Origin of the sequence: Streptococcus sp. HN38, from assembly GCF_028335765.1 — a bacterium.
In the GTDB taxonomy this organism is placed as follows: domain Bacteria; phylum Bacillota; class Bacilli; order Lactobacillales; family Streptococcaceae; genus Streptococcus; species Streptococcus suis_P.
In genome coordinates this window covers 2,407,243-2,428,893 of record NZ_CP116604.1, presented here as the reverse complement: position 1 = coordinate 2,428,893, position 21,651 = coordinate 2,407,243, and the positions used below count along the sequence as shown (strand labels likewise).

Below are 21,651 nucleotides of genomic sequence, written 5' to 3'. Positions count from 1 at the left end.
GATGAAAATTATATTACAACGTGTGTCGCAGGCCAGTGTGACTATCGAAGGAAGCATCCATGGGCAAATTGATCAGGGACTTTTGCTCCTAGTCGGTGTGGGGCCAGATGACAGCCAGGAAGACCTGGACTATGCTGTTCGTAAAATTGTCAACATGCGGATTTTTTCAGATGAGGCAGGTAAGATGAACAAGTCTGTTCAAGATGTGGCGGGCAAGATTTTATCCATTTCCCAATTTACCCTTTTTGCGGACACCAAAAAAGGTAATCGCCCTGCTTTTACAGGAGCGGCAGCTCCTGCCCTAGCCAGCCAACTCTATGATGCTTTTAACCAGGCCTTGTCAGCCTTTGTGCCGGTTGAAGTGGGCATTTTTGGGGCGGACATGGCGGTCAGCCTGGTCAATGATGGTCCGGTGACCATTGTGTTAGATACCAAAAATCGCTAGACCTCTATACTTTTTGTGTCTATTTTGATATACTAAAAGTGAATTAGATGTGGAGGTGTCGGATGAAAAAGTTATTAACCAATCATTTCTTTTATTTAATCCTTGCTTTTGTACTAATCTTAGCGATTTATTTCAGTGATTTGGATAAACGTTGGATTATCTTAGCAAGTTTTCTCTATTTCATTCCCTCGCAGATTTTATACCGTCGTCGCCTCAAAGAGCGGCTACAAGAAGACCAGCCCAAGTAGGCTGGTTTTTTGATGTGTAAATTGGACTACAATTCTTTATTAAATATGCTATAATAGTTTTTGCAGAAAAGTAAAGACGGTGGCTCTAATTTCTGAAAGGTAGGTGGGAGCGGTACAGAACTCAACTTGTAGAAAATGAGTTCCCTTTGTCTCCATATTTGTAGCTTCAGGCTAAAATAGTCCACTGGACTATTTTACTACCGCCCCCGCACAGCTCAAAAGGTTCAGTGAACCTTTTGAGGTTGGAAATAGAGCGAACTTTGTTCGCAACAGTCGTATAGGTCAGATTTGGAGTGCGAAGCACGAACAAATCTGCCAATCAACCACTGCGCTGAGATGTTGACGCGAATTAAGAGAAGTGGAATGGAACTTTTTGTTCTACTATGCAAATCATCAAAATCTAACAGAAGGGCTAGCCCAAGCCAGCTGGTAAGTGAACTTACTCATCTGGCAACGACAAATCCTATAAGATTTGTCTAGGGCTCGCACTAGCTCGAGTTTTGAAAAATATCGTTTCAAAACTCTCACGTCGAAAGTCTTAGCTTGTCAACCTTTGAGGTCTTAACACTCATGTTTGTAGCTGGTAACTTTGTTATCGCTCTCGTGATGTTAGTGCTTGAATTGGTAAAATCGACAAAAAAATAACCGTCTATAACTTTGGCGAGTTAACGGTTATTTTTTAAATAATTTATAACAAGCCACCGTCTTAAACGGTTCTGCAAAGGGTAGTTGTTTCCAGCAACTACCTTTTTCTATGCTTATTATACATCGGTAGGTCTATCAAGTCAAGTTGGACATTTATCTTTTGCTGAAATATGCTATAATAATGATTATAACTTACAAAAAATGTAGGAGATTTCTATGCTTAATATTTTTGTATTAGAAGATGATTTTTTTCAGCAGAGTAGGCTAGAAAATGCTATTAGACGGTGTGTTGAAGAAACGTCAGTAAGGTATAAATTCCTAGAAGTTTTTGGTAAACCAAATCAATTATTGGACTCAATTGAGGAAGCAGGCAATCACCAATTTTTCTTTTTAGATATTGAAATTAAAGGCGAAGAAAAGAAAGGAATGGAAATCGCTAAAGAAATCCGTGCTCGAGATCCTTATGCCGTTATTGTCTTTGTAACGACACACTCAGAATTTATGCCGGTAACGTATCGTTATCGAGTCTCTGCTTTAGATTTTATAGATAAAGGCCTAGAGGATAGTGACTTTCAAAAGGCAGTATCAGATGTGTTAGTGCATGCTTTTGAAAATATTGATCATACTATAGCTGAAAATTCTTTTGTATACAAAACTGAAACTGCTCATATTCAAGTCCCTTTTAGTGATATTCTTTATTTTGAAACATCATCAACGATTCATAAAGTCATTTTAAAAACCAAAACAGGTCAGACTGAGTTTTACGGGAAAGTATCCGATATATCGAAAGCAGATGAACGACTTTACCAGGCACATCGTTCTTGTGTAGTGAATCCATTAAATATAACGAGATTGGACAGAACAAACCATATTGCCTATTTTGAGAATGGAGATTCTTGTTTTGTTTCCAGATTAAAACAAGGGAAATTGGTAGAACTAGTGGAGAAAAACAATGACTATCTCACCAGGATATGATGCACTTTTTTTCATTGATATCTTAATAAGACTTTATATTTTTCAGCAAATTAGTGGTTTTAAAATAGAGAAGAAAAAGAGAATTACGATAGCAGTCATTATCACCTTAGCTTCTATATTGTTAAGTAGTACATTTCAATTATGGGAGCCCTTTTCACTATTGCTGATAGTTTCCTTTTTAAAAACTGATTGGAATAAGACTCAAAAAATATTCTATTGTTTATTACCGTTTGTCATTGGAGATATGTTTCAAAGGATAATAGGTTTGTATTTACGATTTATCTTTGATATTGATATTGTTACGTTAAATAGCAGTCCATTATTTAATATTCTCCTAACACTATTATTAGTTCCATTTTATACAATATTTTTTAAAGGACTTGGGATAGAATCTAAGAATCTTCAAGTTGATACTTTGAATCAAGATTTTAAAAAGGTATTTATTGGTCTGAATGTATTTTTTATTACATATTTTTTGATAATCCGTAGTATGATTCAACTTGAAATTGCGATTGAAAATGGTTTGAATTTAAAGATAGATACTTACTTTATTAGGACTAATGTGCTACTGATATACTTTATTCTATTTACAGTTAGTATGTTGTATTTGAACTATCAGAAGAAAGAAAAGCAAGCTCTAGAAATCCAGGAGTTGAAGGACAAACAATTAACTGACTTAGGTCGTTATAGCCGTCATGTTGAGTCACTTTATAAAGAAATTCGAAGTTTCCGACATGATTATACAAATATTCTCATTAGTTTGAATGAGGCGATTAAGGAAGAGGATATTGTTGCGATTCGAACGATTTATAGTGAGGTTATTGCAGATTCTGATAGAAAATTCTATGATGGAAAGTATGATATAGCTAGACTATCCAATATACAAAATCCTGCAGTGAAGAGTTTGCTGTCATCTAAGATGTTGGAGGCACAAAAAAAGGGTATTGCAATTTCTGTGGAAGTAGATGCTGAAATTGAACCACCTGATTTAGAGTTGATAGAATTCATAACTATTCTATCTATCTTATTAGATAATGCGATTGATGCTGCAAAGCAGTGTGCAAATGGAAATATTGTATTTGCCTACTTCCAGGAAGATGATCGAAAAATTGTGGTTGTAGAAAATACTACTGTTGAAGATAAGGTAGCAACAAATCATATCTTTAAGTATGGTCACTCTACAAAAGGAGATAATCGAGGAATTGGCTTGGCCAATGTAAAAGCTATTTTAGATAACTATCCTAAATTTTCTATATCAACGAACAGTAGCAATCATCGATTTGTTCAAGAGTTGGTGTTTTTGGAATAATCTCCCTTTTTGTTTATTCAAAAAAGCTGAGAAGACAAGATTTTTGTTGACAATTAGTAGCTTTTATAATATAATTATTGCATAAGCGTTGATGTACTTTAGTTATCTCGTGATTAAAGTAATGAGCTATCGATTTGGGGACGGTTACCGCGAACGAGAACTTAAGCCGGAAAAAAATGGGACTCTCAAAGAGAGTCTCATTTTTGATTATGTGAGGAGAGACTATGGAAACGTTATTTTCAGAAGCTATTAGAACTTGTTATTCTTTAGAAAATTCTGTTTATGATTTTGAGTTTAGCGATGAAGTCATTTCTTTAAAATTTGAAACAAAAAATTTCTATCATCTCCTTGGATTTCAATACTTAGAAAATTTGAATCGCTATACTGAGTCTGGAAAATCTAAAAGTATCGTTGATAAGGCTTTGTTGTTTAAAAACTTGAAAAAGCAGGTTTTGTACGGAGATATTAGTCAGAATAATTATTATAAAAAAATTAGTACCTCAGGGCAATTTTATGATTTAAAAGGACGATTGGAATTAGCGAGAGAGCTAACTTATTTTTTGGACACCCTTATCTCAAAAAATAGTTACTGGAAATATACCAATCAATTTGGAGTTAGAACGCATATAAAGTGGGACTATCTTATTGAATTCCAGCCCCATATGGAAAATCCTAAACGTTACTATTTGTTTATAAGGAAGGATGAGTCGTCTGACTATTATGTTCCTATTTCTTTATTTAAGACAGACCAACTAAATCATGATAAGGAATATAGTTTTAAGCAGACTAGAAAAATTATTAAATCAGTTACAAAAAAATGTGATGTTGTGCAAAGGTAAAACAACTATCCACAATTTACTTTGTCAACGGACAGTAGCAATCATCGATTTGTTCAGGAGTTGGTGTTTTTAGAATAAGATTTATAGATGTAAGTCCAGTCGAAAGGCTGGATTTTTTTGCATTTTCTCGAAAAAATGGTCATTCATTACAAAATATCGACAGTTCATGACATGGATGAAAAAATAGGGCTGAGTTAGCTTATACTGAATGTGTAAAGAAACAAGGAAAATAAGAACAAGGAGAGGAACATGAATACTATAAAAACATACTTCAAAGGAAATAAAAAAACAATCTACATGGTGTTGATTATTGTTGGCTTATTGACCATTTATCCGCCTATTTTTCAAACCATTTACCAAGCAGGTAGAGATTTTGGGCGTAGTTTTGTGAATGCAGTTTTACCGTAAATATGTTGATAGGATAGGAAATTTTAAAGGAGAGAAAGCGATGAAAAAAATGAAAACTGTTAAGGATAGTCAACCGTGGTCAGAGCGTGAAAAAGTTTTGCTCTTGTTACTTTTGGTTAGTGTGATTGATATTCCGTCTCTCATTGATACCCTATATCAAATTGGTTATGAATTTGGTCAGGCTCTTGCACTTTGGTTTTAGTAAATGATGAGATGATTTATACGCGTATCGTAGGAGGAATAATTTTATGATTTGGCTTATTAAACTTCTTTTGATTGTTGTGATTTCTATTCCTGTAACAAGTATTTTACAGCTAACAAGTATTTTACAGCCTCTTCACAACCATTACTTAAATGGAGTCACGGTTGCGGTCATTTCCGTCATTGTGTCCCATTTAGTGGATAAATATGGGAAAGGTGGGGATGAAGTATGAGTAAAGAGCTGAAAAGGATGTTGAAACTCGGGACACTTTTCCTTGCCTTATTTATCTTTAATATGTTTTTTCTTAAATGGTTGTCTGTTATAGGATTTGTTATTCATTTTAGCGAAATTAGTTATTTGGTTCCACCGCTGTTTTCAGTCATCGTTCTATCGATGATTGAAAAAAAGAGAAGTAAGAAAACGACTAAATGAAAAAATGGTCGTTCATTACAAAATAACGACCGTTCATGACATGGATGAAAAAATGGTGGTGTGTTGGTCTATACTAAGAGTGTAAAAAATAAGAACAAGGAGAAATGAGATGACAGTGAAAAAGAAAATTGCTATGACAGAAGAACAATTGCTACATGTCGCTATGATAGTCTATACCTTGTATGTGCTGTACTTACTTGTCACCAAGAATTTTGTACCACGCTTCATAACTCCCTATGGACTGTATCTATTTGTTCTCGTTGAAGAAAAATTAGAGAAATTTTGCAAAAAACTATATCACAACTTAATGAATCGATAAAAAATGGTCATTCATTACAAAATATCGACAGTTCATGACATGGATGAAAAAATAGTGCTGATTTGGCTTATACTAAGAGTGTAAAAAATAAGAACAGGAGAATTGAAGATGAAGAATAAAAAACTCTATGCAGTTTTGATTCCCGTTGTGCTTTGGATAGTTTTTAAAATCTGTGCGAATTTGTCAGATGAAAACATTAAAGACTATTTCAATATTTTAGCAGTCAGTAATCCAGGACTAATCATCGCTTTTGCCATTTTTACAAATAAGGAACAAAACAAGGAAAAGTAAGTTTGTATAGAAAACAAGAACAAGGAGAAATGAAAATGGAAAACAAACATCAAGAACTTAGTCAAGTAGAATTGGAAAATAGTGTAGGTGGTAAAGTAGGCATTAATCTCGGTGGAGATATTATTAAAGTTGCCGAAAAAGTATTTGCAGGTGTATGCTCATTTCTTGATGGATGGAATAAGAAAAATATACTTGTGGGTGTTAAAGTGGGGTTGATAGAATGATTAATATTTTAAAAAAGTGTGGCTATGTTTTGATATCTATTTTTGGGTTTATGTTTTTATCTATATTTACTCAAACACCGGTTGTATCAACTTTTAGCGATGATCGTATCCATGTTAGTAATAATCTTACAGGAGATACTATTCGAATTATAGTGTGTATTGCTTTTGTATTATTATCGCTTTGGTTTCTATCATCTTTTGCTAAACGACTGGATATTACGTTTAAACAAGGAAAAATAAATAAAAAAAGTCTAGTTATCTACTCATCAGTGACACTTTTTTTGACATTAGTATATGTGACGATTCTATATGTTGGAAATGGCTATAATGTAGGATCAGTTCCGACACAAATACTGGAAATGAAGGAAAGACCGATAGTCTTTATATTGTATCTTTTAACCACAATCGTTACTCAGCCTATTTTGGAAGAAATTTTATATAGAGGAATTCTTCAAGAGAAACTATCACGTTATATAGGTTGGGGTTCTATTGTTGTTACTTCTCTCATATTTTCGTATAGTCATGATTATCAAATTGCATTTAATAGTCAGTTAATAAGTTCTCTAATTTATGGACTAGCTTATTATTCAACTGATGATATTAGAGTATCTAGTATTGCACATTGTTTACACAATTTCGCAGTAGTTATGGTTGTTATTTTGCTGGGATAATCCGACAGAATAACATTATTAATGAAAAGGAGAAATGAAAATGGAAAACAAACATCAAATGATAACTATCAAAGAAACGAATAAAATTATGCAGTTCTTGCAAGGGCTTGTTGTAGGAATTTTGGTCACTGCCGTTCTTATTCACCTAGTGGTTTGGCTTGTTCTTGGAAAAACAGTAGATGTTTTCTCATCTAGTTTCTATCCAACGCTCTTTATTGCATTGTATTTTCTAATGAAAGTGAGCAAGACTAAAAAGGATGAATAGCTTATGAAACGTGTTAAAAATATATTAAAATTTATTGGTTTAATTCTTGTCATCATTGCGATTAACATAACTCCGATGCGATTGATTGCCATACAGGATTCGATGTCAGGTGTCATGCAGTGGGTTTCTGGCATTGGCTATCTGGTCATTGCGACGGCTATTGTGGTGTGGACTTGGAAACGGTATAAGAAAGGTCTACCTGACCAGCAAAAACGGTTCACATTTACTTGGAAAGATTTTGGGTTTGCTCTGCTATTTTTCTTGGCCGGACGGGTTGTCGGTATTGGCGGAACGTTATTGACCCAATTGGTAACTGGTAATGCTACCACAGCCAACGATGCAGCACTTTTGGCTACAAATGAGCAATTGGCGAAGATGTTTCCGCTATACTTTATTGCCTTTCATATTGCAATAGGTGTCTTTGCTCCTTTTATGGAAGAGCTTGTTTTCAGAGGTTTGTTTAGCAGTTATTTCTTCAAAGAACATCAAAAATGGCTAAAATTGATAATCAGTTCAGCTGTCTTTGCTCTTCTTCATGCGATTCATCCAATTGAGTTGCCACTTTACTTCTTGCTTGGGGCAGTCTTCTATTTGGCCTATGCTCGTCGTGGCAATATTGTGGATGCGATTATTGTTCATATCTTGAACAATAGCTTGATGGTTATCTTCTCAATTATTGGTTACTTATTGGTACTGTTTGGTTAGTGATGTTAAAGGAGTTCAGTTATGACAATGATGGAAAAATTAGATAAAAAATACCAAGAAGTTGAAACAGCTTATGAGTCTTCTACGTTTGCAATGAAATTCTTGGTCTGGGTAGGAGTAGCTCTGACCTTGATGACACTTGGATCAGTTCTTGTACCAGCGATTTATTCAGCAGGGCAAGAATTCGGGGAATTTCTATATTCTGTTTTTGGATGAGGGAGTGGTAGAAAATAAAATGAAAAAAGCTGAGCAATCAGCTTTTTATTCACACTCGTTTCGTTAGACTTGTTGAAGGGGGGAAAGTATCTCGTTATTTGAGGGTTTGCTTGAATAGATTGTCTAGGTTGTTTAGGTAGTCTGTTCTTGCTCCTCTAATGCGAAGGACATCTACACGAGAGCCACGAATCAAATAGAAGATGAGGTGCTGTTTTCCAGGAATCATCCTTGTTTTTCCTTCTGGGAATAATGCTTGTCCCAGACGAGCGTCAAGGTCAATATATCCCTCTGGAAATATTTCTAAGGTCAAGATAGCTGTGCTCAGAGATGCAAGCACCTTTCGAGCACTTGATTCTGAAAATTCACGGACATAATACTGGTAGATTTCCTCTAAATCTTGTTCGGCTTTAGCAGATAAATGTACTTCATAGACCATATTTGGCGAATACCTCACGAGCAGGTGTCGTGTGTCCTGATAAAACTTCTTGGTAGCCTTCATCAAGCTCTGCAATCAACTCATCAAGAAAAGCCTCTGCACGTGCCTCTTCTACCGTTTTTATTGGCAAATCTTGCTCTTCCACCACCCTTTCTACAAATAAATTAAGAGCATCAGAAAGGGTCATATCTTTTTCCGATAAGATTATTTTTGCTTGTTCCAGTAATTGTGCATTTACTCTAAAATTATACTGTCTATCCCTAACCAATCCTGCCATTATCTTCAACTCCAAATTCTAATATGTATAACAATAGTGTAGCTATTTGTTTTACATTTGTCAATCGATAATCTTGAGCTAAATATCTTGGATGCTATTCGGTGAATTCAAAAAAATGGTCATTCATTACAAAATAACGACCGTTCGTGACAGGAATGAGAATAGTGTGTTGATTTGCTATATACTAAGTTTATAAAAAGATTGGATTAGAAAGGGAGAGTAGCAATGGTTCATTGGATAAAAAGCATCGTACAGGTTTTATTGTTAACCTTAGTCATACAAGTCCCCTTCATTGCTGAGATGAGTTGGGGGAATATGGATGATACTTTAATTGGTTATCTCATCCATGTTATTTGTTGGATTTTACTCACTATCTTGGTTTTTTGGCTATTAGATACTTTGCGTAAAAAGTATCGTGATTACAATCTAGAAGTGAAAAACTATAGTTATATTAAACTGTTTGGATTGGTTATTTTGGTAATCATTATTAAAATTGTACTATTAAATGTTTCCTTGCGATTATCTGGCTCGACGGTTGATAATAGTAGTATGCTTGAGCTATTTCAGTCCAAATATGGCTGGATGGTCTTGCTTAGTACAAATATTCTCTCTCCTATCCGAGAAGAGTATCTCTATAGGGGAATCTTTCAGGAGAGAATAAGGAGTAAGCACTATCCAATCATTAGCGTGTTAATTACAGCCATTTTATTTGCTTTTGTACATAGTTATGAAATTTCTTTTAGTTTCTGGTCGGCACTTTTTCCAGGATTTTTGTTTTCTTGGATTTACTATAAAACGAACGATCTCAAATATCCGATAGTGGCACATATCTTGTCGAACAGTATTGTGACCGTTTTAAATGTTATAAGTATATAAAGGTGTGAATATTGTGAAAAAAATTGAGTAGGCTATAAACGACAATGGAAAGGAGAGAGAATATGAAAATAATAAAATCCATCGGTTTAGCTGTGGGTACCTTGTTGCTCACTTTGCTCATTCAATTTCCAGTTTATGTGGGGATAACAGCCTTTCAAGAGAATATGCTTTTAAAACTTGCAGTCATGATAGGGCTTGGTCTTGCAATATTGGCACTACTTTCTGTCATCAGACGAGGAATGATGAAGCATCAAGTCTTTTCAAGAGAGAAGCTGAATGTTTTAAAAATAGTCGGTATGACAGCACTGGTATTTACTGGACAAACTTGCCTGAACCTCCTTTGGCAGTATTTGGGTCTTAGTCCTAGTGATTCTAACGCCTTGGATACAGTCAATCAGTTAAATTCAGACAATTTTGGGGTGATAGCTCTCTCAGTTGTCTTGTTTGCTCCAGTTTTAGAAGAATTTCTTTACAGAGGGATTTTGTTAGAAAAGACAGCCCAGTATTTTCCTAAGCATCCTCAAATGGTCATCGTATTTTCTGCCCTTCTATTTGCCTATTGTCATACTTGGAGCTTTTCGGTGGCATTTTTAGGTCACTTTATCACAGGGGCTTATCTGGGTTATCTGTATATGTGCAATAGACGAATGACGGATACTATCCTTGCACATAGCTTCTATAATGCCTCCATTTTATTCCTCCAAATTTTATTTGGTTTGGTGCAGATTGGTGGATAAAAATTGACAGTAGACATTTTGCGGAAATGCCTGTATACTAAGAGGAAACCAGCAATTTTATAATTGCTAACTATCAAGTGCAGAGGTGAGCAAGAATATGAGAAAATTTTTTCAAGACCTTAATCAAGAGTATCTGGAAACCAGAAGTTCAGTTGGAGAAGATTGGCTGGAATGGTTGATTCAGAGAAAGATGACCTGGGGCATGCGGTGGGGCTTGGTAGGGATTCTCATGTTTGTCCTACAACCTCTAACCTTTCATCCACACTTTCTCTTGGGCTGTTTTTATCTAGGTTCTTTTTTGGGTTTGGTATATATCCTAGGGCAACTATTGTTTGCGGCCAGATTTATTTTCCGCAATTGGAAGAAAAAATAATCGCTCAGCTTGTTTAGGCTGGGCGATTGCTTTTTTCGATGAATAATTGTTGAGCGATGGCTGTTGGGACGGCGAGCTCTTTGTCCTTGTACTGGATGGTGATGGTTTGGGCAAAGTGGTCGAAGTCTGTGACGGTTAGTAAATCGCCGACAGCTAACTCATGTTGTTCCAAGTACTGAAGGAGTTGATAGAAGTCATGGATACGGACAAGCTGGTAGTTCCCTGTCTCAGTTAGCTGTGATAGCCGTGTCTGGTAGCGTTCGATGAGCGGTTGTCCTGCTTGAGGAATGCTTCCCCCGTGAGGACAAGTTTGAGGCTGTTCCAGTAGCAGGTCTAGGCGATTGATAAAGTGATCTGAAACGGTGTGTTCTAAAATCTCAGCCTCTTCATGTACTTCTTCTGGAGAGTAGCCAAGTTGCTCAACTAAGAATACCTCAATCAAGCGGTGTTTGCGATAGAGGCTGGCTACCATTTCAAGGGCAGTTTGGCTGAGGAGATAACCTGCCTTGGCATCCTTAGAAATGAGCTCTTCGGCTACCATTTTTTTGAGCATTTCGGAAACGGCTGGTGCGGAGAAGGCCATCTTCTCTGCAATGAGTTTATTGGTAATTTTTTGGTCTAATTGACCCAGTTCATAAATACATTTTAGGTAATCTTCTTTGTTTGGTGTCATGAGAACTCGCTTTCTACTGAAACTATTATATCAAAAAATTTAAAAATCAGTTGACAAAATGAATTTTTTAGCTTAATCTAATTATATAGTTAGGTATGCTTAATAAAAATAAAAGGAGAACCTATATGAAGAAAATATTGTTCAGTTTTGCTCTGCTATTGTCCCTAATAGGGCTAGGAGCTTGTCGTCCATCGCAAACCACAGAAGGCTCCAGTAAGCCAAGAGTGGCTGTGACTACTTCCTTCCTCAATGACATGGTCTATCAGCTGGCGGGTGATGAGGTGGAACGTGATTTGCTGATTCCAGCAGGAGAAGACCCTCATTTGTACGTAGCCAAATCTAGTGATTTATCAAAATTACAAAAGGCTGACCTTGTTCTCTACCACGGTTTGCACTTTGAAGGTAAAATGGTTGAAGCTTTGGAGAAGACCGGAGTAGCTGTTTCTAAAAACTTTAATGCAAAAGACTTGAATACGATGGATGAGGATGGGGAAGAGATTGTCGATCCGCACTTCTGGTTTTCAATTCCCTTATACAAGTCAGCTGTAGCTGTAGCTTCAGAGGAACTACAAAAACTCTTACCTGCTAAAGCTGAGATGATTCAGAAAAATGCAGAAAAATACCAAGCGCAGCTAGATGATTTGCATGCCTGGGTAGAAAAAGAATTAAGTGTGATTCCAAAAGAAAGTCGCTATTTGGTAACACCACATGATGCCTTTAATTACTTTGCTGCTAGTTATGACTTCACTCTTTATGCTCCTCAGGGCGTGAGCACCGACTCAGAAGTGGCTAATAGTGACATGATTGAGACAGTTAACCTAATCATTGACCATAATATCAAGGCTATCTTTACAGAGTCTACAACTAATCCAGAACGCATGGAGAAATTGCAAGAGGCAGTAAAAGCCAAAGGTGGTCAGGTTGAAGTTGTTACTGGCGAAGGTAAGGAGTTGTTCTCAGATTCTTTGGCACCAGAAGGCGAGGAAGGGGATACCTTTATCGACATGTACAAACATAATGTTAAACTGATGGTTAAATATCTGAAATAGTACAGGTCGAACGGACTTGCTATTCAATGAAGACTAGAGATATTACCGAAGATAGAGTTGATAGGTACCAATATGAGGGATAATCAATTGTTTCGAGCACAAGCAGTATAGGACTCTTTCTATAGGAGGTGACAACGCTTGGGGGAGGATAGGCGTTAGTAGCAAATCACACCAGTTATTGAGGTCCTTGACTAGAAATACCGCTTGTAGACCTCGATAATCTTGGTTCACAGCGGGACTTTATATATCAGTAGTCTGTGCGTGAATAGGGATTTCAAATGAGTAGTAAAAAGGACTCGGTCTAGGTCGAGTTCTTTCCGTTTTTGGACCATTTTTAACAGATTTATAAACATACGATTGAAGGAAGCATTGGTGCTCTACGAAAATCAAATTCATGTACTGATGTGTTGAAATAAGCGATGTATAGGGTTTGCCAGCAATTTGTTGGTACGGTATCTTAATCTTATCGACTTTCTCAGCTTGGTAGGTTGGTCTGATTTTGATTTTCATTGAGTATGAATGAGGTATATCATTTTTAAAAATAGGAGGAAATATGTCAGCAATCATTGAATTAAAAGATGTCAATTTAGCATATTCAGCCAGCCAGACCATGGCTTTAGAAGATGTTAATTTGGTGATTCCTAGAGGGAGTCGGACGGCTATTGTTGGACCAAATGGTGCTGGGAAGTCCAGTCTATTCAAGGTCATTTTGGGGTTGGAAAAACCTGACACAGGGCAGGTTCGCTTGCTTGGTCAGGAGGCAGGTCTAGAGAGGTTGATTGCTCAAAAAGTAGCCTATATTCCCCAATCCAGTCAAGTGAACTGGCAATTTCCTGCAACAGTTTTTGAAATTGTTCTGATGGGACGCTTCGCTCATAGTAAGGGAATGTTTAGAAGACCGACTAAGACTGATAGACAGATTGTTGAGCAGGCTCTAGAACGGTTAAAAATTACAGATTTACGCCATCGTCAGATTGACCAGCTTTCAGGTGGGCAGCGTCAGCGGGTCTTTCTAGCCAGAGCCCTGGCACAGGAAGCAGAATTGTATCTTATGGATGAGCCTCTAGCAGGGATTGATCAGGCAACAGAAATCATGATCATGGATATGCTCAAGGAGTTCCAATGTGAAGGGAAAACTTCCATTGTCATTCATCATGACTTAACGACGCTGGATGCCTACTTTGATCACCTTGTCTGGCTTCATAAGCATGTGATTGACTCTGGTCCGATGGATGAGACTTTGACAAGCGAGAATTATCAGGCGACCTACGGCATAGGAAATGGGTTGTTTCTAGGAAATGCCAAAGGAGGCAGTCATGTTTGAGGTTTTCAAAGAGTATTCTTTCTGGACAGTTGCTTTAGGGACCGTAAGCCTAGCTGTAGCAGCCAGCACTATCGGAAGTATATCTGTTCTTACTAAACAGAGTTTGCTTGGGGATGCTCTGGGGCATGCTTCTTATCCTGGAGTGATTGTCTCTTTCATGATTTTTCAGTCGCGACATCCTCTCTACTTGCTGTTAGGAGCAGTGTTGTCAGGCTACCTTTCTTATGCACTTGTCCATTGGCTGCGTCGAAAAGGTGGTCACAGCCTAGTCAATGCCCTTTCATTGGTGTCTGCTTCTTTCTTTGGTTTGGGAATGGTCTTAAAAAATGCTATTCAGGGAAATGAAGCCTTTGCAGGGTCTTCCCAAGCTGGATTGCAAACCTATCTATTTGGACAGGCAGCCTTTATTCAGCTGGATGATGTGATACTCATCGGAATTATTTCTCTATTGGCTTTGGCATTGTTTGCTTTCTTTTATCAAGACTATAAGCTGTATCTGTTTGATCAAACTTTTGCAAGGGTTATTGGTGTTCGTGTAAAGTACTTGCAGCAGTTGACGATGTTTTTGATGATTTGCCTAATTGCAGTAGGATTAAAGTTAGTCGGAGCTATTTTGATGAGTAGTTTTTTGATTGCACCAGCTGTCTTTGGCTTGATGCTGGGAAAATCGTATCACAAGAGTCTATTACTGGCAGGAATCGTTGCAATTGGGTCGGCTTTCGTAGGGACCTGGATTAGCTCCAGTGTATCTGGCTTGTCGACCGGACCGACTATTATCGTCTGTCTGACAGGTCTGACTCTGTCTGCATTTGTGTATGTTACCTATGTCAGAAAGGAGAATGGTCGTGTTTGAAGTATTACTCATTTTGATGGTTATTGCTAGTTCTTGTGGCTTGCTCGGCTCGATACTGGTTGTAAAAAATCAATCGATGTTGGCAGATGCGCTATCGCATTCTGTCTTGCTTGGGATTGTTCTGGGATTTTTTATTAGTCATAGTTTGGATTCGCCATTGTTAATAGTTGGTGCCAGTCTGTTTGGGTTATTATCGGTTCTTGCCATTGACCGTCTGCATAGTCGAAAGATAGCGCATGATGCCGCAACAGGTCTAGTTTTTTCTTTCTTTTTTGCGGTGGCGGTTTTGCTTATTTCTCTTTTTGCTCGCAATGTTCACTTGGATGTGGATCTGGTTTTGCAGGGGGAAGTACTTTTTGCTCCGCTCCATCGTATGGATGTTCTAGCCTGGTCACTCCCTGTTAGTCTGGTCAAGTCGAGTTTGGCTTGGTTGGTTATTGTTCTATTTTTTGTTTGGGCTTACCATCGTTTACAAGTGTACCTATTTGACAGCAACCATGCTCGTTTGTCTGGCTTACGAACAAGGATTTTAGAAATGGTTATTTTGATTCTAGTTTCCTTAACCACTGTTCTGGCCTTTGAAGCGATTGGCTCGATGACTGTTATTGTTTTCTTGGTGGCACCAAGTATGGCTGCCCTACGTTGGGTCAAATCCTTCTGGCAATTGCTTCTTTTAGGGCAAGGTATCGCTATTTTAACGGTTGTGCTAGGTTTTTTAGTGGCCAATCAACTGGATTTAACCATGTCAGGGACCTGTGCCGTTGTCAGCCTTCTTGTGGTTTGTTCGAGTATTATTCTAAAAAATACTTGGTCATGGTCACCTGATAAGTGAAATTGTCAGAATTTTTTGTTATTATAGTCATTAAGAAAGACAAAGGAGAAAAATCAATGACACGTTTACAAGATGATTTTTACGAATACGTCAATGGTGAATGGGCAAAAACAGCCGTGATTCCAGACGATAAGCCAAGAACAGGTGGTTTCTCAGACCTGGCGGACGAGATTGAAAAGCTCATGATTGACACGACAAACGCTTGGTTGGCGGGAGAAGATGTCCCAGAAGATAGCGTTTTGCAAAACTTTGTGGCTTTTCACAAACAAGTAGCTGACTATGAAACCCGTGACCGTTTGGGGGCAAAACCAGCACAAGCCTTGATTGCAGAGTACAAGGCACTCAACTCTTTCGAAGAATTCACCAGCAAGTTGGCAGAATATGAGTTGGCAGGTAAGCCAAACTTCATGCCTTTTGGGGTGTCGCCTGACTTTATGGATGCCCAGACCAATGTGCTTTGGGCCTATGGCATAGCGACCATTTTGCCGGATACGACCTACTATGCTGACGGGCATGAGAAGGGAGCTGCACTGCTCAAGACTTGGCGAGAGTGTCAGGAAGCTCTCTTGCCTAAGTTTGGTTTCAGCGATGAAGAAATTGCAGAGCTCTTGGATAAGGTCTTGGCCTTGGATGCAATTGTAGCTAAATATGTTCTGTCAAACGAAGAGGGGTCAGAGTATGCCAAGCTCTATCATCCATACAAATGGGAAGAATTTGCGGCCTTGGTACCAAACCTGCCTTTGACAGCTTTCTTTGAGGAACTTTTAGGACAGGTGCCTGATAAGATTATCGTTCCAGAGGAGCGTTTCTGGCAGGCGGCTAATGAGATTTACAGTCCTGAAAACTGGGACTTGCTCAAGGCTGGTTTGGTATTTGCGGCGACTCGTTCCTATACCTCTTTCCTATCAGACGAGATTCGGATTTTGGACGGAGCTTATTCTCGTGCCCTTTCTGGTACGCCGCAGGCTCAGAATAGGGAAAAGGCAGCCTACAACCTTGCTCAAGGTTTCTTTAGTCAGGCCTTGGGGCTCTGGTATGCAGGGGAAAAATTCTCACCAGAGGCTAAGGCGGATGTGGAAGCCAAGGTTGCCAAGATGATTGAGGTGTATAAATCTCGCTTGGAAACGGCAGATTGGTTGGCTCAAGAGACGCGTGACAAAGCCATTGTCAAACTTAATGTCATCAAGCCTTACATTGGCTACCCAGAAGCCTTGCCAGAGCGTTATTATAAGAAGCTTGTTGACCCAAGCAAGTCCTTGGTGGAAAATGCCATTGAGCTAAACAAGATTGACATTGCTCATGGTTGGAGCAAGTGGAACAAGCCTGTGGACATCAAAGAGTGGGGCATGCCAGCTCATATGGTCAACGCCTACTACAATCCACAGAAGAACTTGATTGTCTTTCCAGCAGCCATTTTGCAGGCACCATTCTACTCTCTGGAGCAGTCTTCATCAGCAAACTACGGCGGTATCGGTGCGGTTATTGCCCACGAGATTTCCCATGCCTTTGACTCAAACGGTGCTTCCTTTGATGAGCATGGTAGCTTGAATAACTGGTGGACAGAGGAAGACTATGCTGCCTTTGAAGCCCGTACCCAGCAGGTCATTGACCAGTTTGAAGGTCAGGATTCCTACGGTGCCAAAATCAATGGTAAATTGACCGTGTCAGAAAATATTGCCGACCTTGGTGGGATTGCAGCAGCCTTAGAAGCAGCGAAGTCGGAGGACGACTTCTCCGCAGAAGAGTTTTTCACCAACTTTGCTCGCATCTGGCGGATGAAGGCCCGTCCTGAGTTCATGCAGATGTTGGCTAGTGTGGATGTCCACGCACCAGGTCACCTACGCACCAACATCCAGTTGCCAAACTTCGATGAATTCCATGAAACGTTTGGCGTTCAAGAAGGCGACGGCATGTGGCGTGCAAAAGAAGACCGCGTGATTATTTGGTAAAATAAAGAAATACCTAGTGTTGACGTGCACTAGGTATTTTTGTCATTCAGCAAAGATAGCTCATGTAAATTTGTCACTAAGAAAAGCTTTGACTTGATATACTACGTATACCAAGTATTGACTTACCAGTCAATACTTAACCCAGAGGTAAAGGAGAAAATGATGAACACTTTAACCTTAAAAGATTTATTTCATTTTTCTGATGAAGACTTACCCAAAGTAAAGCTGCGTTTTCATGTTTGGGAAGGTAGTGTGGATTATACAAAGTCCTATTATTTAGCGGACAAAGAACAAGTAAATAATTGGAATATTTTTTACAATCCAGAAGGAAAAAACTATTTCCGTGTTGGAGAGATAGTGGTCAATTTTATTAAAGTCGGTCACAATAAATGGTTATTAACAACGGTGAAGGAAATAACGGAGCAGTTGCCTGTAACTTCTGGTAAATCTTATGAAGGCAAGGTGCGGGAGGAATTTTCTGCCTATTTTGATCGTCTAATTATTGATTTTAAAGTGGGGATTTCTACAGTGCGTTATTTTGAGCGTTCTGCAAAGGATATCGTGATTAGAGAACTGCTCCCTACGCCTTGGACGGGCGATGATTTTCCTGGCTATGACAATATTCGTCTATCTTATTACCAACTAGAGAGTATTTTCCGTTTGCAAAAGCAGGATTGGTTGACAGCACTCGGTAATCAGAAAGCAGTTTACTTGTTGACTGATAAACAAACGGGCAAGCATTATGTAGGTTCTGCTACTAGTGATAGCGGTATGCTTTTGTCGCGTTGGCAAGCTTATGTCCTTAACGGACATGGCGGGAATCAAGAACTGCGTCAGCTTGTTAAGGAGCAGGGATTTGACTATGTCAAGACCAATTTTCAATATAGCCTTCTGGAAAATTATAATGGCAGAGTAGATGACCATCTTATATTAGCCCGTGAATCTTGGTGGAAGGAAACCTTGAAAACGAGAGAGTTTGGCTACAATGCAAACTAGGGGAAGATATGAAAGTAAACAGAGTTATTTTTACACCACGTGTCTCATTTGCGGATCAGGGAACGCTGAAATTTGTACTAAAGAAATGGCGCCCAGAAGGATTTTTTGTTAGGGAGTTGGGAAAAGGCAATGGTAACTGGACAATTTATCGCCCAGGGAAAATAGAGGTGGAGATAGACGATGACGGAGAGGTAATCTGTCTGGATGTCACTCGACGGGTAAAAGAATTGTACAACAGGAAGCGTCTAACGGAAAAATTTGCTAAGGATATTGAATGTGATTTGCGAACAGGTAGACTATCTTTAGATGATTTGTAAATAAAAGGAAGGGAGGTGACTACTATGCAAGAATGGATTGTAGTGGATCAATTTGGGAACCTTTATGCCGGTCCCTTTTTAGGGCCAGAAGGTAAAAAATATGCAGAAGAATACGTTAAAAGTTTATATGGAAATTATCGTGTAGAACTCAAAAGATAATCTAATCTTCTCATTTTAGCAGGGTTTACAATCCTGCTTTTTTCTTTCCTGATTTCGTGATATAATAAGAAAATAATCAATTTTATTGGAGAAATGATATGAGCTTCTACAATCACAAGGAAATCGAGCCCAAATGGCAGGAATTTTGGGCGAAAAATCACACTTTTAAGACGGGAACAGACGCAGAAAAGCCAAACTTTTACGCCCTAGATATGTTCCCTTATCCGTCTGGTGCTGGCTTGCACGTTGGTCACCCTGAGGGCTATACGGCGACCGACATTCTCAGTCGTTACAAGCGTGCCCAAGGCTACAACGTTCTTCACCCAATGGGTTGGGATGCCTTTGGTTTGCCAGCAGAGCAATATGCTATGGACACGGGAAATGACCCGGCTGACTTTACAGCAGAAAACATTGCTAACTTCAAACGTCAGATTAACGCCCTTGGCTTTTCTTACGACTGGGACCGCGAGGTTAATACGACTGCCCCTAACTACTACAAGTGGACTCAGTGGATTTTCACTAAGTTGTATGAAAAAGGCCTCGCCTACGAGGCAGAAGTGCCTGTCAACTGGGTAGAGGAATTGGGAACAGCTATCGCCAATGAAGAGGTCCTTCCTGACGGAACGTCTGAACGTGGTGGTTATCCAGTTGTCCGCAAGCCAATGCGTCAATGGATGTTGAAAATCACGGCCTATGCAGAGCGTTTGCTTAATGACCTAGAAGAAGTTGATTGGCCAGAGTCTATCAAGGACATGCAACGCAACTGGATCGGCAAGTCAACGGGTGCCAATGTGACCTTCAAAATCAAGGACACAGACAAGGACTTCACAGTTTTTACTACCCGTCCAGATACTCTTTTTGGTGCGACCTACGCAGTCCTTGCCCCTGAGCATGACTTGGTAGATAGTATCACATCAGCTGAACAAGCAGAAGCTGTGGCAGAATACAAACGCCAAGCCTCTCTCAAATCAGACCTGGCTCGTACTGACCTGGCTAAAGACAAGACAGGTGTTTGGACTGGTGCCTACGCGATTAACCCTGTCAACGGTAAAGAAATTCCAATCTGGATTGCCGACTATGTACTGGCAAGCTACGGAACAGGTGCTATCATGGCCGTTCCTGCCCACGATGAGCGTGACTGGGAATTTGCTAAACAGTTTGGTTTGGACATCATTCCAGTTCTGGAAGGTGGCAATGTAGACGAAGCCCCTTATACAGAAGATGGCATTCATATCAACTCTGACTTCTTAGACGGTCTTAACAAGGAAGAAGCTATTGCCAAAATGGTGGCTTGGCTGGAAGAAAATAGTGTCGGTCAGGAGAAAATTTCTTACCGCCTCCGCGACTGGCTCTTCAGCCGCCAGCGTTATTGGGGTGAGCCAATTCCAATCATCCACTGGGAAGACGGCACTTCCACAGCAGTACCTGAAAATGAGTTACCTCTGGTATTGCCAAAAACCTCAGACATCAAGCCTTCAGGTACAGGGGAGTCACCTCTTGCTAACTTGACAGACTGGTTGGAAGTGGTGCGTGAAGACGGTGTTAAAGGTCGCCGTGAGACCAACACCATGCCGCAATGGGCGGGCTCTAGCTGGTACTACCTCCGCTATATCGACCCGCACAACGACGAGAAATTGGCAGACGAGGAGCTTCTCAAGGCTTGGTTGCCGGTGGATATTTACATCGGTGGTGCCGAGCACGCAGTCCTTCACCTGCTCTACGCTCGCTTCTGGCACAAGTTCCTCTATGACCTTGGCGTTGTGCCGACCAAAGAGCCATTCCAAAAACTCTTTAACCAGGGCATGATTTTGGGAACTAGCTACCGTGACAGCCGTGGTGCCCTTGTGGCGACAGATAAGGTTGAAAAACGTGATGGTTCTTTCTTCAACATCGAAACTGGTGAGGAGTTGGAGCAGGCACCTGCTAAGATGTCTAAGTCCCTTAAAAACGTGGTCAATCCAGACGATGTGGTCGAGCAGTTCGGTGCGGATACCCTCCGTGTTTACGAGATGTTCATGGGCCCACTTGATGCGTCAATCGCCTGGTCAGAAGAAGGTCTTGAAGGTAGCCGTAAGTTCCTTGACCGTGTTTATCGCCTCTTGACGACCAAGGAGATTGTGGCGGAAAATAGCGGAGCGCTTGATAAAGTTTACAATGAAACTGTGAAGACGGTGACAGAGCATATTGAAGATCTGAAATTCAACACGGCTATCGCCCAGCTCATGATTTTTGTCAACGCAGCCAACAAGGAAGACAAGCTTTATGTCGACTACGCCAAAGGCTTTGTCCAATTGATTGCCCCATTTGCACCGCACTTGGCAGAAGAACTCTGGCAGGGTCTGGCAAATACAGGTCAGTCAATCAGCTACGTCGCTTGGCCAACATATGACGAAAGCAAGCTGGTGGAAAGCGAAGTGGAAATCGTTGTCCAAATCAAAGGCAAAGTAAAAGCTCGCTTGACCGTAGCCAAAGACTTAGCACCAGCTGAACTTGAAAAAGTTGCCCTTGCAGACGAGAAAGTCCAAGCTGAAATCGCTGGGCAAACAGTGGTGAAGGTGATTACGGTTCCAAACAAATTAGTTAATATTGTAGTGAAATAATAATAT

At 39.5% G+C, this 21,651-nt stretch carries 32 protein-coding genes; 28 read left to right on the top strand and 4 right to left on the bottom strand.

Annotated features, from left to right (window positions below):
* Position 1: 1 nt before the first annotated feature.
* The 16 genes from dtd (at position 2) to PHA78_RS11895 (ending at position 8,194) form a co-directional block, all read left to right on the top strand.
* Positions 2 to 445: a D-aminoacyl-tRNA deacylase gene (gene dtd, locus PHA78_RS11970; RefSeq protein ID WP_272158240.1), complete on the top strand. Its 444-nt coding sequence runs from the start codon at positions 2 to 4 to the stop codon at positions 443 to 445.
* Between the two features lie 62 nt (positions 446 to 507).
* Positions 508 to 693, top strand: a complete 186-nt coding sequence (locus PHA78_RS11965; protein ID WP_024379357.1) for a hypothetical protein — start codon at positions 508 to 510, stop codon at positions 691 to 693.
* 570 nt (positions 694 to 1,263) lie between these two features.
* Complete coding sequence (locus PHA78_RS12635; protein WP_238596331.1) at positions 1,264 to 1,338, top strand: hypothetical protein; 75 nt, start codon at positions 1,264 to 1,266, stop codon at positions 1,336 to 1,338.
* A gap of 216 nt (positions 1,339 to 1,554) precedes the next feature.
* Positions 1,555 to 2,313 carry a response regulator transcription factor gene (locus PHA78_RS11955; protein ID WP_272158238.1) on the top strand — a complete coding sequence of 253 codons (759 nt, stop codon included), beginning with the start codon at positions 1,555 to 1,557 and terminating at the stop codon, positions 2,311 to 2,313.
* Positions 2,291 to 3,622 (top strand): sensor histidine kinase, encoded by a 1,332-nt coding sequence (locus PHA78_RS11950; protein ID WP_024409704.1) that lies wholly within the window; start codon positions 2,291 to 2,293, stop codon positions 3,620 to 3,622. The genes PHA78_RS11955 and PHA78_RS11950 overlap by 23 nt, the downstream gene beginning before the upstream one ends.
* A gap of 224 nt (positions 3,623 to 3,846) precedes the next feature.
* Positions 3,847 to 4,461: a PBECR4 domain-containing protein gene (locus PHA78_RS11945; protein ID WP_099806874.1), complete on the top strand. Its 615-nt coding sequence runs from the start codon at positions 3,847 to 3,849 to the stop codon at positions 4,459 to 4,461.
* Positions 4,462 to 4,710: 249 nt separating this feature from the next.
* The gene (locus tag PHA78_RS11940) at positions 4,711 to 4,869 is read left to right on the top strand and encodes a bacteriocin (RefSeq protein ID WP_099806875.1); all 159 of its coding nucleotides are present in this window, start codon (positions 4,711 to 4,713) and stop codon (positions 4,867 to 4,869) included.
* Positions 4,870 to 4,909: 40 nt separating this feature from the next.
* Positions 4,910 to 5,071 carry a hypothetical protein gene (locus tag PHA78_RS11935; protein ID WP_002942006.1) on the top strand — a complete coding sequence of 54 codons (162 nt, stop codon included), beginning with the start codon at positions 4,910 to 4,912 and terminating at the stop codon, positions 5,069 to 5,071.
* A 46-nt stretch (positions 5,072 to 5,117) separates the two neighbouring features.
* Positions 5,118 to 5,303 (top strand): hypothetical protein, encoded by a 186-nt coding sequence (locus PHA78_RS11930; RefSeq protein ID WP_099806876.1) that lies wholly within the window; start codon positions 5,118 to 5,120, stop codon positions 5,301 to 5,303.
* A 309-nt stretch (positions 5,304 to 5,612) separates the two neighbouring features.
* Entirely contained in the window at positions 5,613 to 5,822 is a 210-nt protein-coding gene (locus tag PHA78_RS11925; RefSeq protein ID WP_024398780.1) for a hypothetical protein, read from the top strand.
* Positions 5,823 to 5,930: 108 nt separating this feature from the next.
* The gene (locus PHA78_RS11920) at positions 5,931 to 6,113 is read left to right on the top strand and encodes a hypothetical protein (protein ID WP_099806877.1); all 183 of its coding nucleotides are present in this window, start codon (positions 5,931 to 5,933) and stop codon (positions 6,111 to 6,113) included.
* Positions 6,114 to 6,148: 35 nt separating this feature from the next.
* Positions 6,149 to 6,337 carry a hypothetical protein gene (locus tag PHA78_RS11915; protein ID WP_099806891.1) on the top strand — a complete coding sequence of 63 codons (189 nt, stop codon included), beginning with the start codon at positions 6,149 to 6,151 and terminating at the stop codon, positions 6,335 to 6,337.
* Positions 6,334 to 7,008, top strand: a complete 675-nt coding sequence (locus PHA78_RS11910; RefSeq protein WP_099806878.1) for a CPBP family intramembrane glutamic endopeptidase — start codon at positions 6,334 to 6,336, stop codon at positions 7,006 to 7,008. The genes PHA78_RS11915 and PHA78_RS11910 overlap by 4 nt, the downstream gene beginning before the upstream one ends.
* A gap of 40 nt (positions 7,009 to 7,048) precedes the next feature.
* Complete coding sequence (locus PHA78_RS11905) at positions 7,049 to 7,273, top strand: hypothetical protein (protein WP_099806879.1); 225 nt, start codon at positions 7,049 to 7,051, stop codon at positions 7,271 to 7,273.
* Positions 7,274 to 7,276: 3 nt separating this feature from the next.
* Positions 7,277 to 7,978, top strand: coding sequence for a CPBP family intramembrane glutamic endopeptidase (locus PHA78_RS11900; protein WP_099806880.1), 702 nt, complete (start codon positions 7,277 to 7,279; stop codon positions 7,976 to 7,978).
* Positions 7,979 to 7,999: 21 nt separating this feature from the next.
* Positions 8,000 to 8,194: a hypothetical protein gene (locus tag PHA78_RS11895; RefSeq protein WP_099806881.1), complete on the top strand. Its 195-nt coding sequence runs from the start codon at positions 8,000 to 8,002 to the stop codon at positions 8,192 to 8,194.
* Positions 8,195 to 8,288: 94 nt separating this feature from the next.
* Here PHA78_RS11895 and PHA78_RS11890 read toward each other — a convergent pair whose 3' ends face one another.
* Together PHA78_RS11890 and relB are read right to left on the bottom strand one after the other, a co-directional pair.
* Positions 8,289 to 8,630 (bottom strand): type II toxin-antitoxin system RelE/ParE family toxin, encoded by a 342-nt coding sequence (locus PHA78_RS11890; RefSeq protein WP_024377605.1) that lies wholly within the window; start codon positions 8,628 to 8,630, stop codon positions 8,289 to 8,291.
* Positions 8,620 to 8,907, bottom strand: coding sequence for a type II toxin-antitoxin system RelB/ParD family antitoxin (gene relB / locus PHA78_RS11885; protein ID WP_024398776.1), 288 nt, complete (start codon positions 8,905 to 8,907; stop codon positions 8,620 to 8,622). Before relB ends, PHA78_RS11890 begins: the two co-directional genes overlap by 11 nt.
* A 225-nt stretch (positions 8,908 to 9,132) precedes the next feature.
* Between relB and PHA78_RS11880 the strand changes: the two genes are divergently transcribed.
* The 3 genes from PHA78_RS11880 to PHA78_RS11870 all read left to right on the top strand — a co-directional run bounded on the left by PHA78_RS11880 (position 9,133) and on the right by PHA78_RS11870 (position 10,893).
* Positions 9,133 to 9,783 carry a CPBP family intramembrane glutamic endopeptidase gene (locus PHA78_RS11880; RefSeq protein WP_024377607.1) on the top strand — a complete coding sequence of 217 codons (651 nt, stop codon included), beginning with the start codon at positions 9,133 to 9,135 and terminating at the stop codon, positions 9,781 to 9,783.
* A gap of 62 nt (positions 9,784 to 9,845) precedes the next feature.
* Complete coding sequence (locus tag PHA78_RS11875) at positions 9,846 to 10,520, top strand: CPBP family intramembrane glutamic endopeptidase (protein ID WP_272158227.1); 675 nt, start codon at positions 9,846 to 9,848, stop codon at positions 10,518 to 10,520.
* Between the two features lie 97 nt (positions 10,521 to 10,617).
* A complete protein-coding gene (locus tag PHA78_RS11870) occupies positions 10,618 to 10,893 on the top strand; it encodes a hypothetical protein (RefSeq protein WP_024409693.1) in 276 nt (91 codons plus the stop codon).
* Positions 10,894 to 10,906: 13 nt separating this feature from the next.
* On the opposite strand, the gene PHA78_RS11865 is transcribed toward PHA78_RS11870, so the two are convergent.
* Positions 10,907 to 11,566 (bottom strand): metal-dependent transcriptional regulator, encoded by a 660-nt coding sequence (locus tag PHA78_RS11865; RefSeq protein ID WP_002942034.1) that lies wholly within the window; start codon positions 11,564 to 11,566, stop codon positions 10,907 to 10,909.
* A 125-nt stretch (positions 11,567 to 11,691) separates the two neighbouring features.
* Between PHA78_RS11865 and PHA78_RS11860 the strand changes: the two genes are divergently transcribed.
* On the top strand, positions 11,692 to 12,615 hold the full coding sequence (locus PHA78_RS11860) for a metal ABC transporter solute-binding protein, Zn/Mn family (protein WP_002942036.1): 924 nt from the start codon (positions 11,692 to 11,694) through the stop codon (positions 12,613 to 12,615).
* A 240-nt stretch (positions 12,616 to 12,855) separates the two neighbouring features.
* Here PHA78_RS11860 and PHA78_RS11855 read toward each other — a convergent pair whose 3' ends face one another.
* Positions 12,856 to 13,125 carry a hypothetical protein gene (locus tag PHA78_RS11855; protein ID WP_228377842.1) on the bottom strand — a complete coding sequence of 90 codons (270 nt, stop codon included), beginning with the start codon at positions 13,123 to 13,125 and terminating at the stop codon, positions 12,856 to 12,858.
* 43 nt (positions 13,126 to 13,168) lie between these two features.
* Here PHA78_RS11855 and PHA78_RS11850 point away from each other — a divergent pair, with 43 nt between their 5' ends.
* The 8 genes from PHA78_RS11850 (at position 13,169) to leuS (ending at position 21,645) form a co-directional block, all read left to right on the top strand.
* Positions 13,169 to 13,939: a metal ABC transporter ATP-binding protein gene (locus tag PHA78_RS11850; RefSeq protein WP_272158226.1), complete on the top strand. Its 771-nt coding sequence runs from the start codon at positions 13,169 to 13,171 to the stop codon at positions 13,937 to 13,939.
* Entirely contained in the window at positions 13,932 to 14,792 is an 861-nt protein-coding gene (locus PHA78_RS11845) for a metal ABC transporter permease (RefSeq protein ID WP_024409691.1), read from the top strand. Before PHA78_RS11850 ends, PHA78_RS11845 begins: the two co-directional genes overlap by 8 nt.
* A complete protein-coding gene (locus tag PHA78_RS11840; RefSeq protein WP_024409690.1) occupies positions 14,785 to 15,624 on the top strand; it encodes a metal ABC transporter permease in 840 nt (279 codons plus the stop codon). Before PHA78_RS11845 ends, PHA78_RS11840 begins: the two co-directional genes overlap by 8 nt.
* 56 nt (positions 15,625 to 15,680) lie before the next feature.
* On the top strand, positions 15,681 to 17,573 hold the full coding sequence (locus PHA78_RS11835; protein ID WP_024409689.1) for a M13 family metallopeptidase: 1,893 nt from the start codon (positions 15,681 to 15,683) through the stop codon (positions 17,571 to 17,573).
* 162 nt (positions 17,574 to 17,735) lie between these two features.
* Positions 17,736 to 18,569, top strand: coding sequence for a GIY-YIG nuclease family protein (locus PHA78_RS11830; protein WP_099808918.1), 834 nt, complete (start codon positions 17,736 to 17,738; stop codon positions 18,567 to 18,569).
* Positions 18,570 to 18,577: 8 nt separating this feature from the next.
* On the top strand, positions 18,578 to 18,886 hold the full coding sequence (locus PHA78_RS11825) for a hypothetical protein (protein WP_099808917.1): 309 nt from the start codon (positions 18,578 to 18,580) through the stop codon (positions 18,884 to 18,886).
* Between the two features lie 24 nt (positions 18,887 to 18,910).
* Positions 18,911 to 19,045, top strand: coding sequence for a hypothetical protein (locus PHA78_RS11820; protein ID WP_257213183.1), 135 nt, complete (start codon positions 18,911 to 18,913; stop codon positions 19,043 to 19,045).
* Positions 19,046 to 19,143: 98 nt separating this feature from the next.
* A complete protein-coding gene (gene leuS / locus PHA78_RS11815; protein ID WP_272158225.1) occupies positions 19,144 to 21,645 on the top strand; it encodes a leucine--tRNA ligase in 2,502 nt (833 codons plus the stop codon).
* The last annotated feature ends 6 nt before the right edge of the window (positions 21,646 to 21,651 follow it).

Excerpts from the sequence above, each read along its gene's own strand:
- dtd (WP_272158240.1), top strand. The coding sequence starts at position 2 with ATGAAAATTATATTACAACGTGTGTCGCAGGCCAGTGTGACTATCGAA.
- PHA78_RS11965 (WP_024379357.1), top strand. The coding sequence starts at position 508 with ATGAAAAAGTTATTAACCAATCATTTCTTTTATTTAATCCTTGCTTTT.
- PHA78_RS11955 (WP_272158238.1), top strand. The coding sequence starts at position 1,555 with ATGCTTAATATTTTTGTATTAGAAGATGATTTTTTTCAGCAGAGTAGG.
- PHA78_RS11950 (WP_024409704.1), top strand. The coding sequence starts at position 2,291 with ATGACTATCTCACCAGGATATGATGCACTTTTTTTCATTGATATCTTA.
- PHA78_RS11945 (WP_099806874.1), top strand. The coding sequence starts at position 3,847 with ATGGAAACGTTATTTTCAGAAGCTATTAGAACTTGTTATTCTTTAGAA.
- PHA78_RS11940 (WP_099806875.1), top strand. The coding sequence starts at position 4,711 with ATGAATACTATAAAAACATACTTCAAAGGAAATAAAAAAACAATCTAC.
- PHA78_RS11935 (WP_002942006.1), top strand. The coding sequence starts at position 4,910 with ATGAAAAAAATGAAAACTGTTAAGGATAGTCAACCGTGGTCAGAGCGT.
- PHA78_RS11930 (WP_099806876.1), top strand. The coding sequence starts at position 5,118 with ATGATTTGGCTTATTAAACTTCTTTTGATTGTTGTGATTTCTATTCCT.
- PHA78_RS11925 (WP_024398780.1), top strand. The coding sequence starts at position 5,613 with ATGACAGTGAAAAAGAAAATTGCTATGACAGAAGAACAATTGCTACAT.
- PHA78_RS11920 (WP_099806877.1), top strand. The coding sequence starts at position 5,931 with ATGAAGAATAAAAAACTCTATGCAGTTTTGATTCCCGTTGTGCTTTGG.
- PHA78_RS11915 (WP_099806891.1), top strand. The coding sequence starts at position 6,149 with ATGGAAAACAAACATCAAGAACTTAGTCAAGTAGAATTGGAAAATAGT.
- PHA78_RS11910 (WP_099806878.1), top strand. The coding sequence starts at position 6,334 with ATGATTAATATTTTAAAAAAGTGTGGCTATGTTTTGATATCTATTTTT.
- PHA78_RS11905 (WP_099806879.1), top strand. The coding sequence starts at position 7,049 with ATGGAAAACAAACATCAAATGATAACTATCAAAGAAACGAATAAAATT.
- PHA78_RS11900 (WP_099806880.1), top strand. The coding sequence starts at position 7,277 with ATGAAACGTGTTAAAAATATATTAAAATTTATTGGTTTAATTCTTGTC.
- PHA78_RS11895 (WP_099806881.1), top strand. The coding sequence starts at position 8,000 with ATGACAATGATGGAAAAATTAGATAAAAAATACCAAGAAGTTGAAACA.
- PHA78_RS11890 (WP_024377605.1), bottom strand. The coding sequence starts at position 8,630 with ATGGTCTATGAAGTACATTTATCTGCTAAAGCCGAACAAGATTTAGAG.
- relB (WP_024398776.1), bottom strand. The coding sequence starts at position 8,907 with ATGGCAGGATTGGTTAGGGATAGACAGTATAATTTTAGAGTAAATGCA.
- PHA78_RS11880 (WP_024377607.1), top strand. The coding sequence starts at position 9,133 with ATGGTTCATTGGATAAAAAGCATCGTACAGGTTTTATTGTTAACCTTA.
- PHA78_RS11875 (WP_272158227.1), top strand. The coding sequence starts at position 9,846 with ATGAAAATAATAAAATCCATCGGTTTAGCTGTGGGTACCTTGTTGCTC.
- PHA78_RS11870 (WP_024409693.1), top strand. The coding sequence starts at position 10,618 with ATGAGAAAATTTTTTCAAGACCTTAATCAAGAGTATCTGGAAACCAGA.
- PHA78_RS11865 (WP_002942034.1), bottom strand. The coding sequence starts at position 11,566 with ATGACACCAAACAAAGAAGATTACCTAAAATGTATTTATGAACTGGGT.
- PHA78_RS11860 (WP_002942036.1), top strand. The coding sequence starts at position 11,692 with ATGAAGAAAATATTGTTCAGTTTTGCTCTGCTATTGTCCCTAATAGGG.
- PHA78_RS11855 (WP_228377842.1), bottom strand. The coding sequence starts at position 13,125 with ATGAAAATCAAAATCAGACCAACCTACCAAGCTGAGAAAGTCGATAAG.
- PHA78_RS11850 (WP_272158226.1), top strand. The coding sequence starts at position 13,169 with ATGTCAGCAATCATTGAATTAAAAGATGTCAATTTAGCATATTCAGCC.
- PHA78_RS11845 (WP_024409691.1), top strand. The coding sequence starts at position 13,932 with ATGTTTGAGGTTTTCAAAGAGTATTCTTTCTGGACAGTTGCTTTAGGG.
- PHA78_RS11835 (WP_024409689.1), top strand. The coding sequence starts at position 15,681 with ATGACACGTTTACAAGATGATTTTTACGAATACGTCAATGGTGAATGG.
- PHA78_RS11830 (WP_099808918.1), top strand. The coding sequence starts at position 17,736 with ATGAACACTTTAACCTTAAAAGATTTATTTCATTTTTCTGATGAAGAC.
- PHA78_RS11825 (WP_099808917.1), top strand. The coding sequence starts at position 18,578 with ATGAAAGTAAACAGAGTTATTTTTACACCACGTGTCTCATTTGCGGAT.
- PHA78_RS11820 (WP_257213183.1), top strand. The coding sequence starts at position 18,911 with ATGCAAGAATGGATTGTAGTGGATCAATTTGGGAACCTTTATGCCGGT.
- leuS (WP_272158225.1), top strand. The coding sequence starts at position 19,144 with ATGAGCTTCTACAATCACAAGGAAATCGAGCCCAAATGGCAGGAATTT.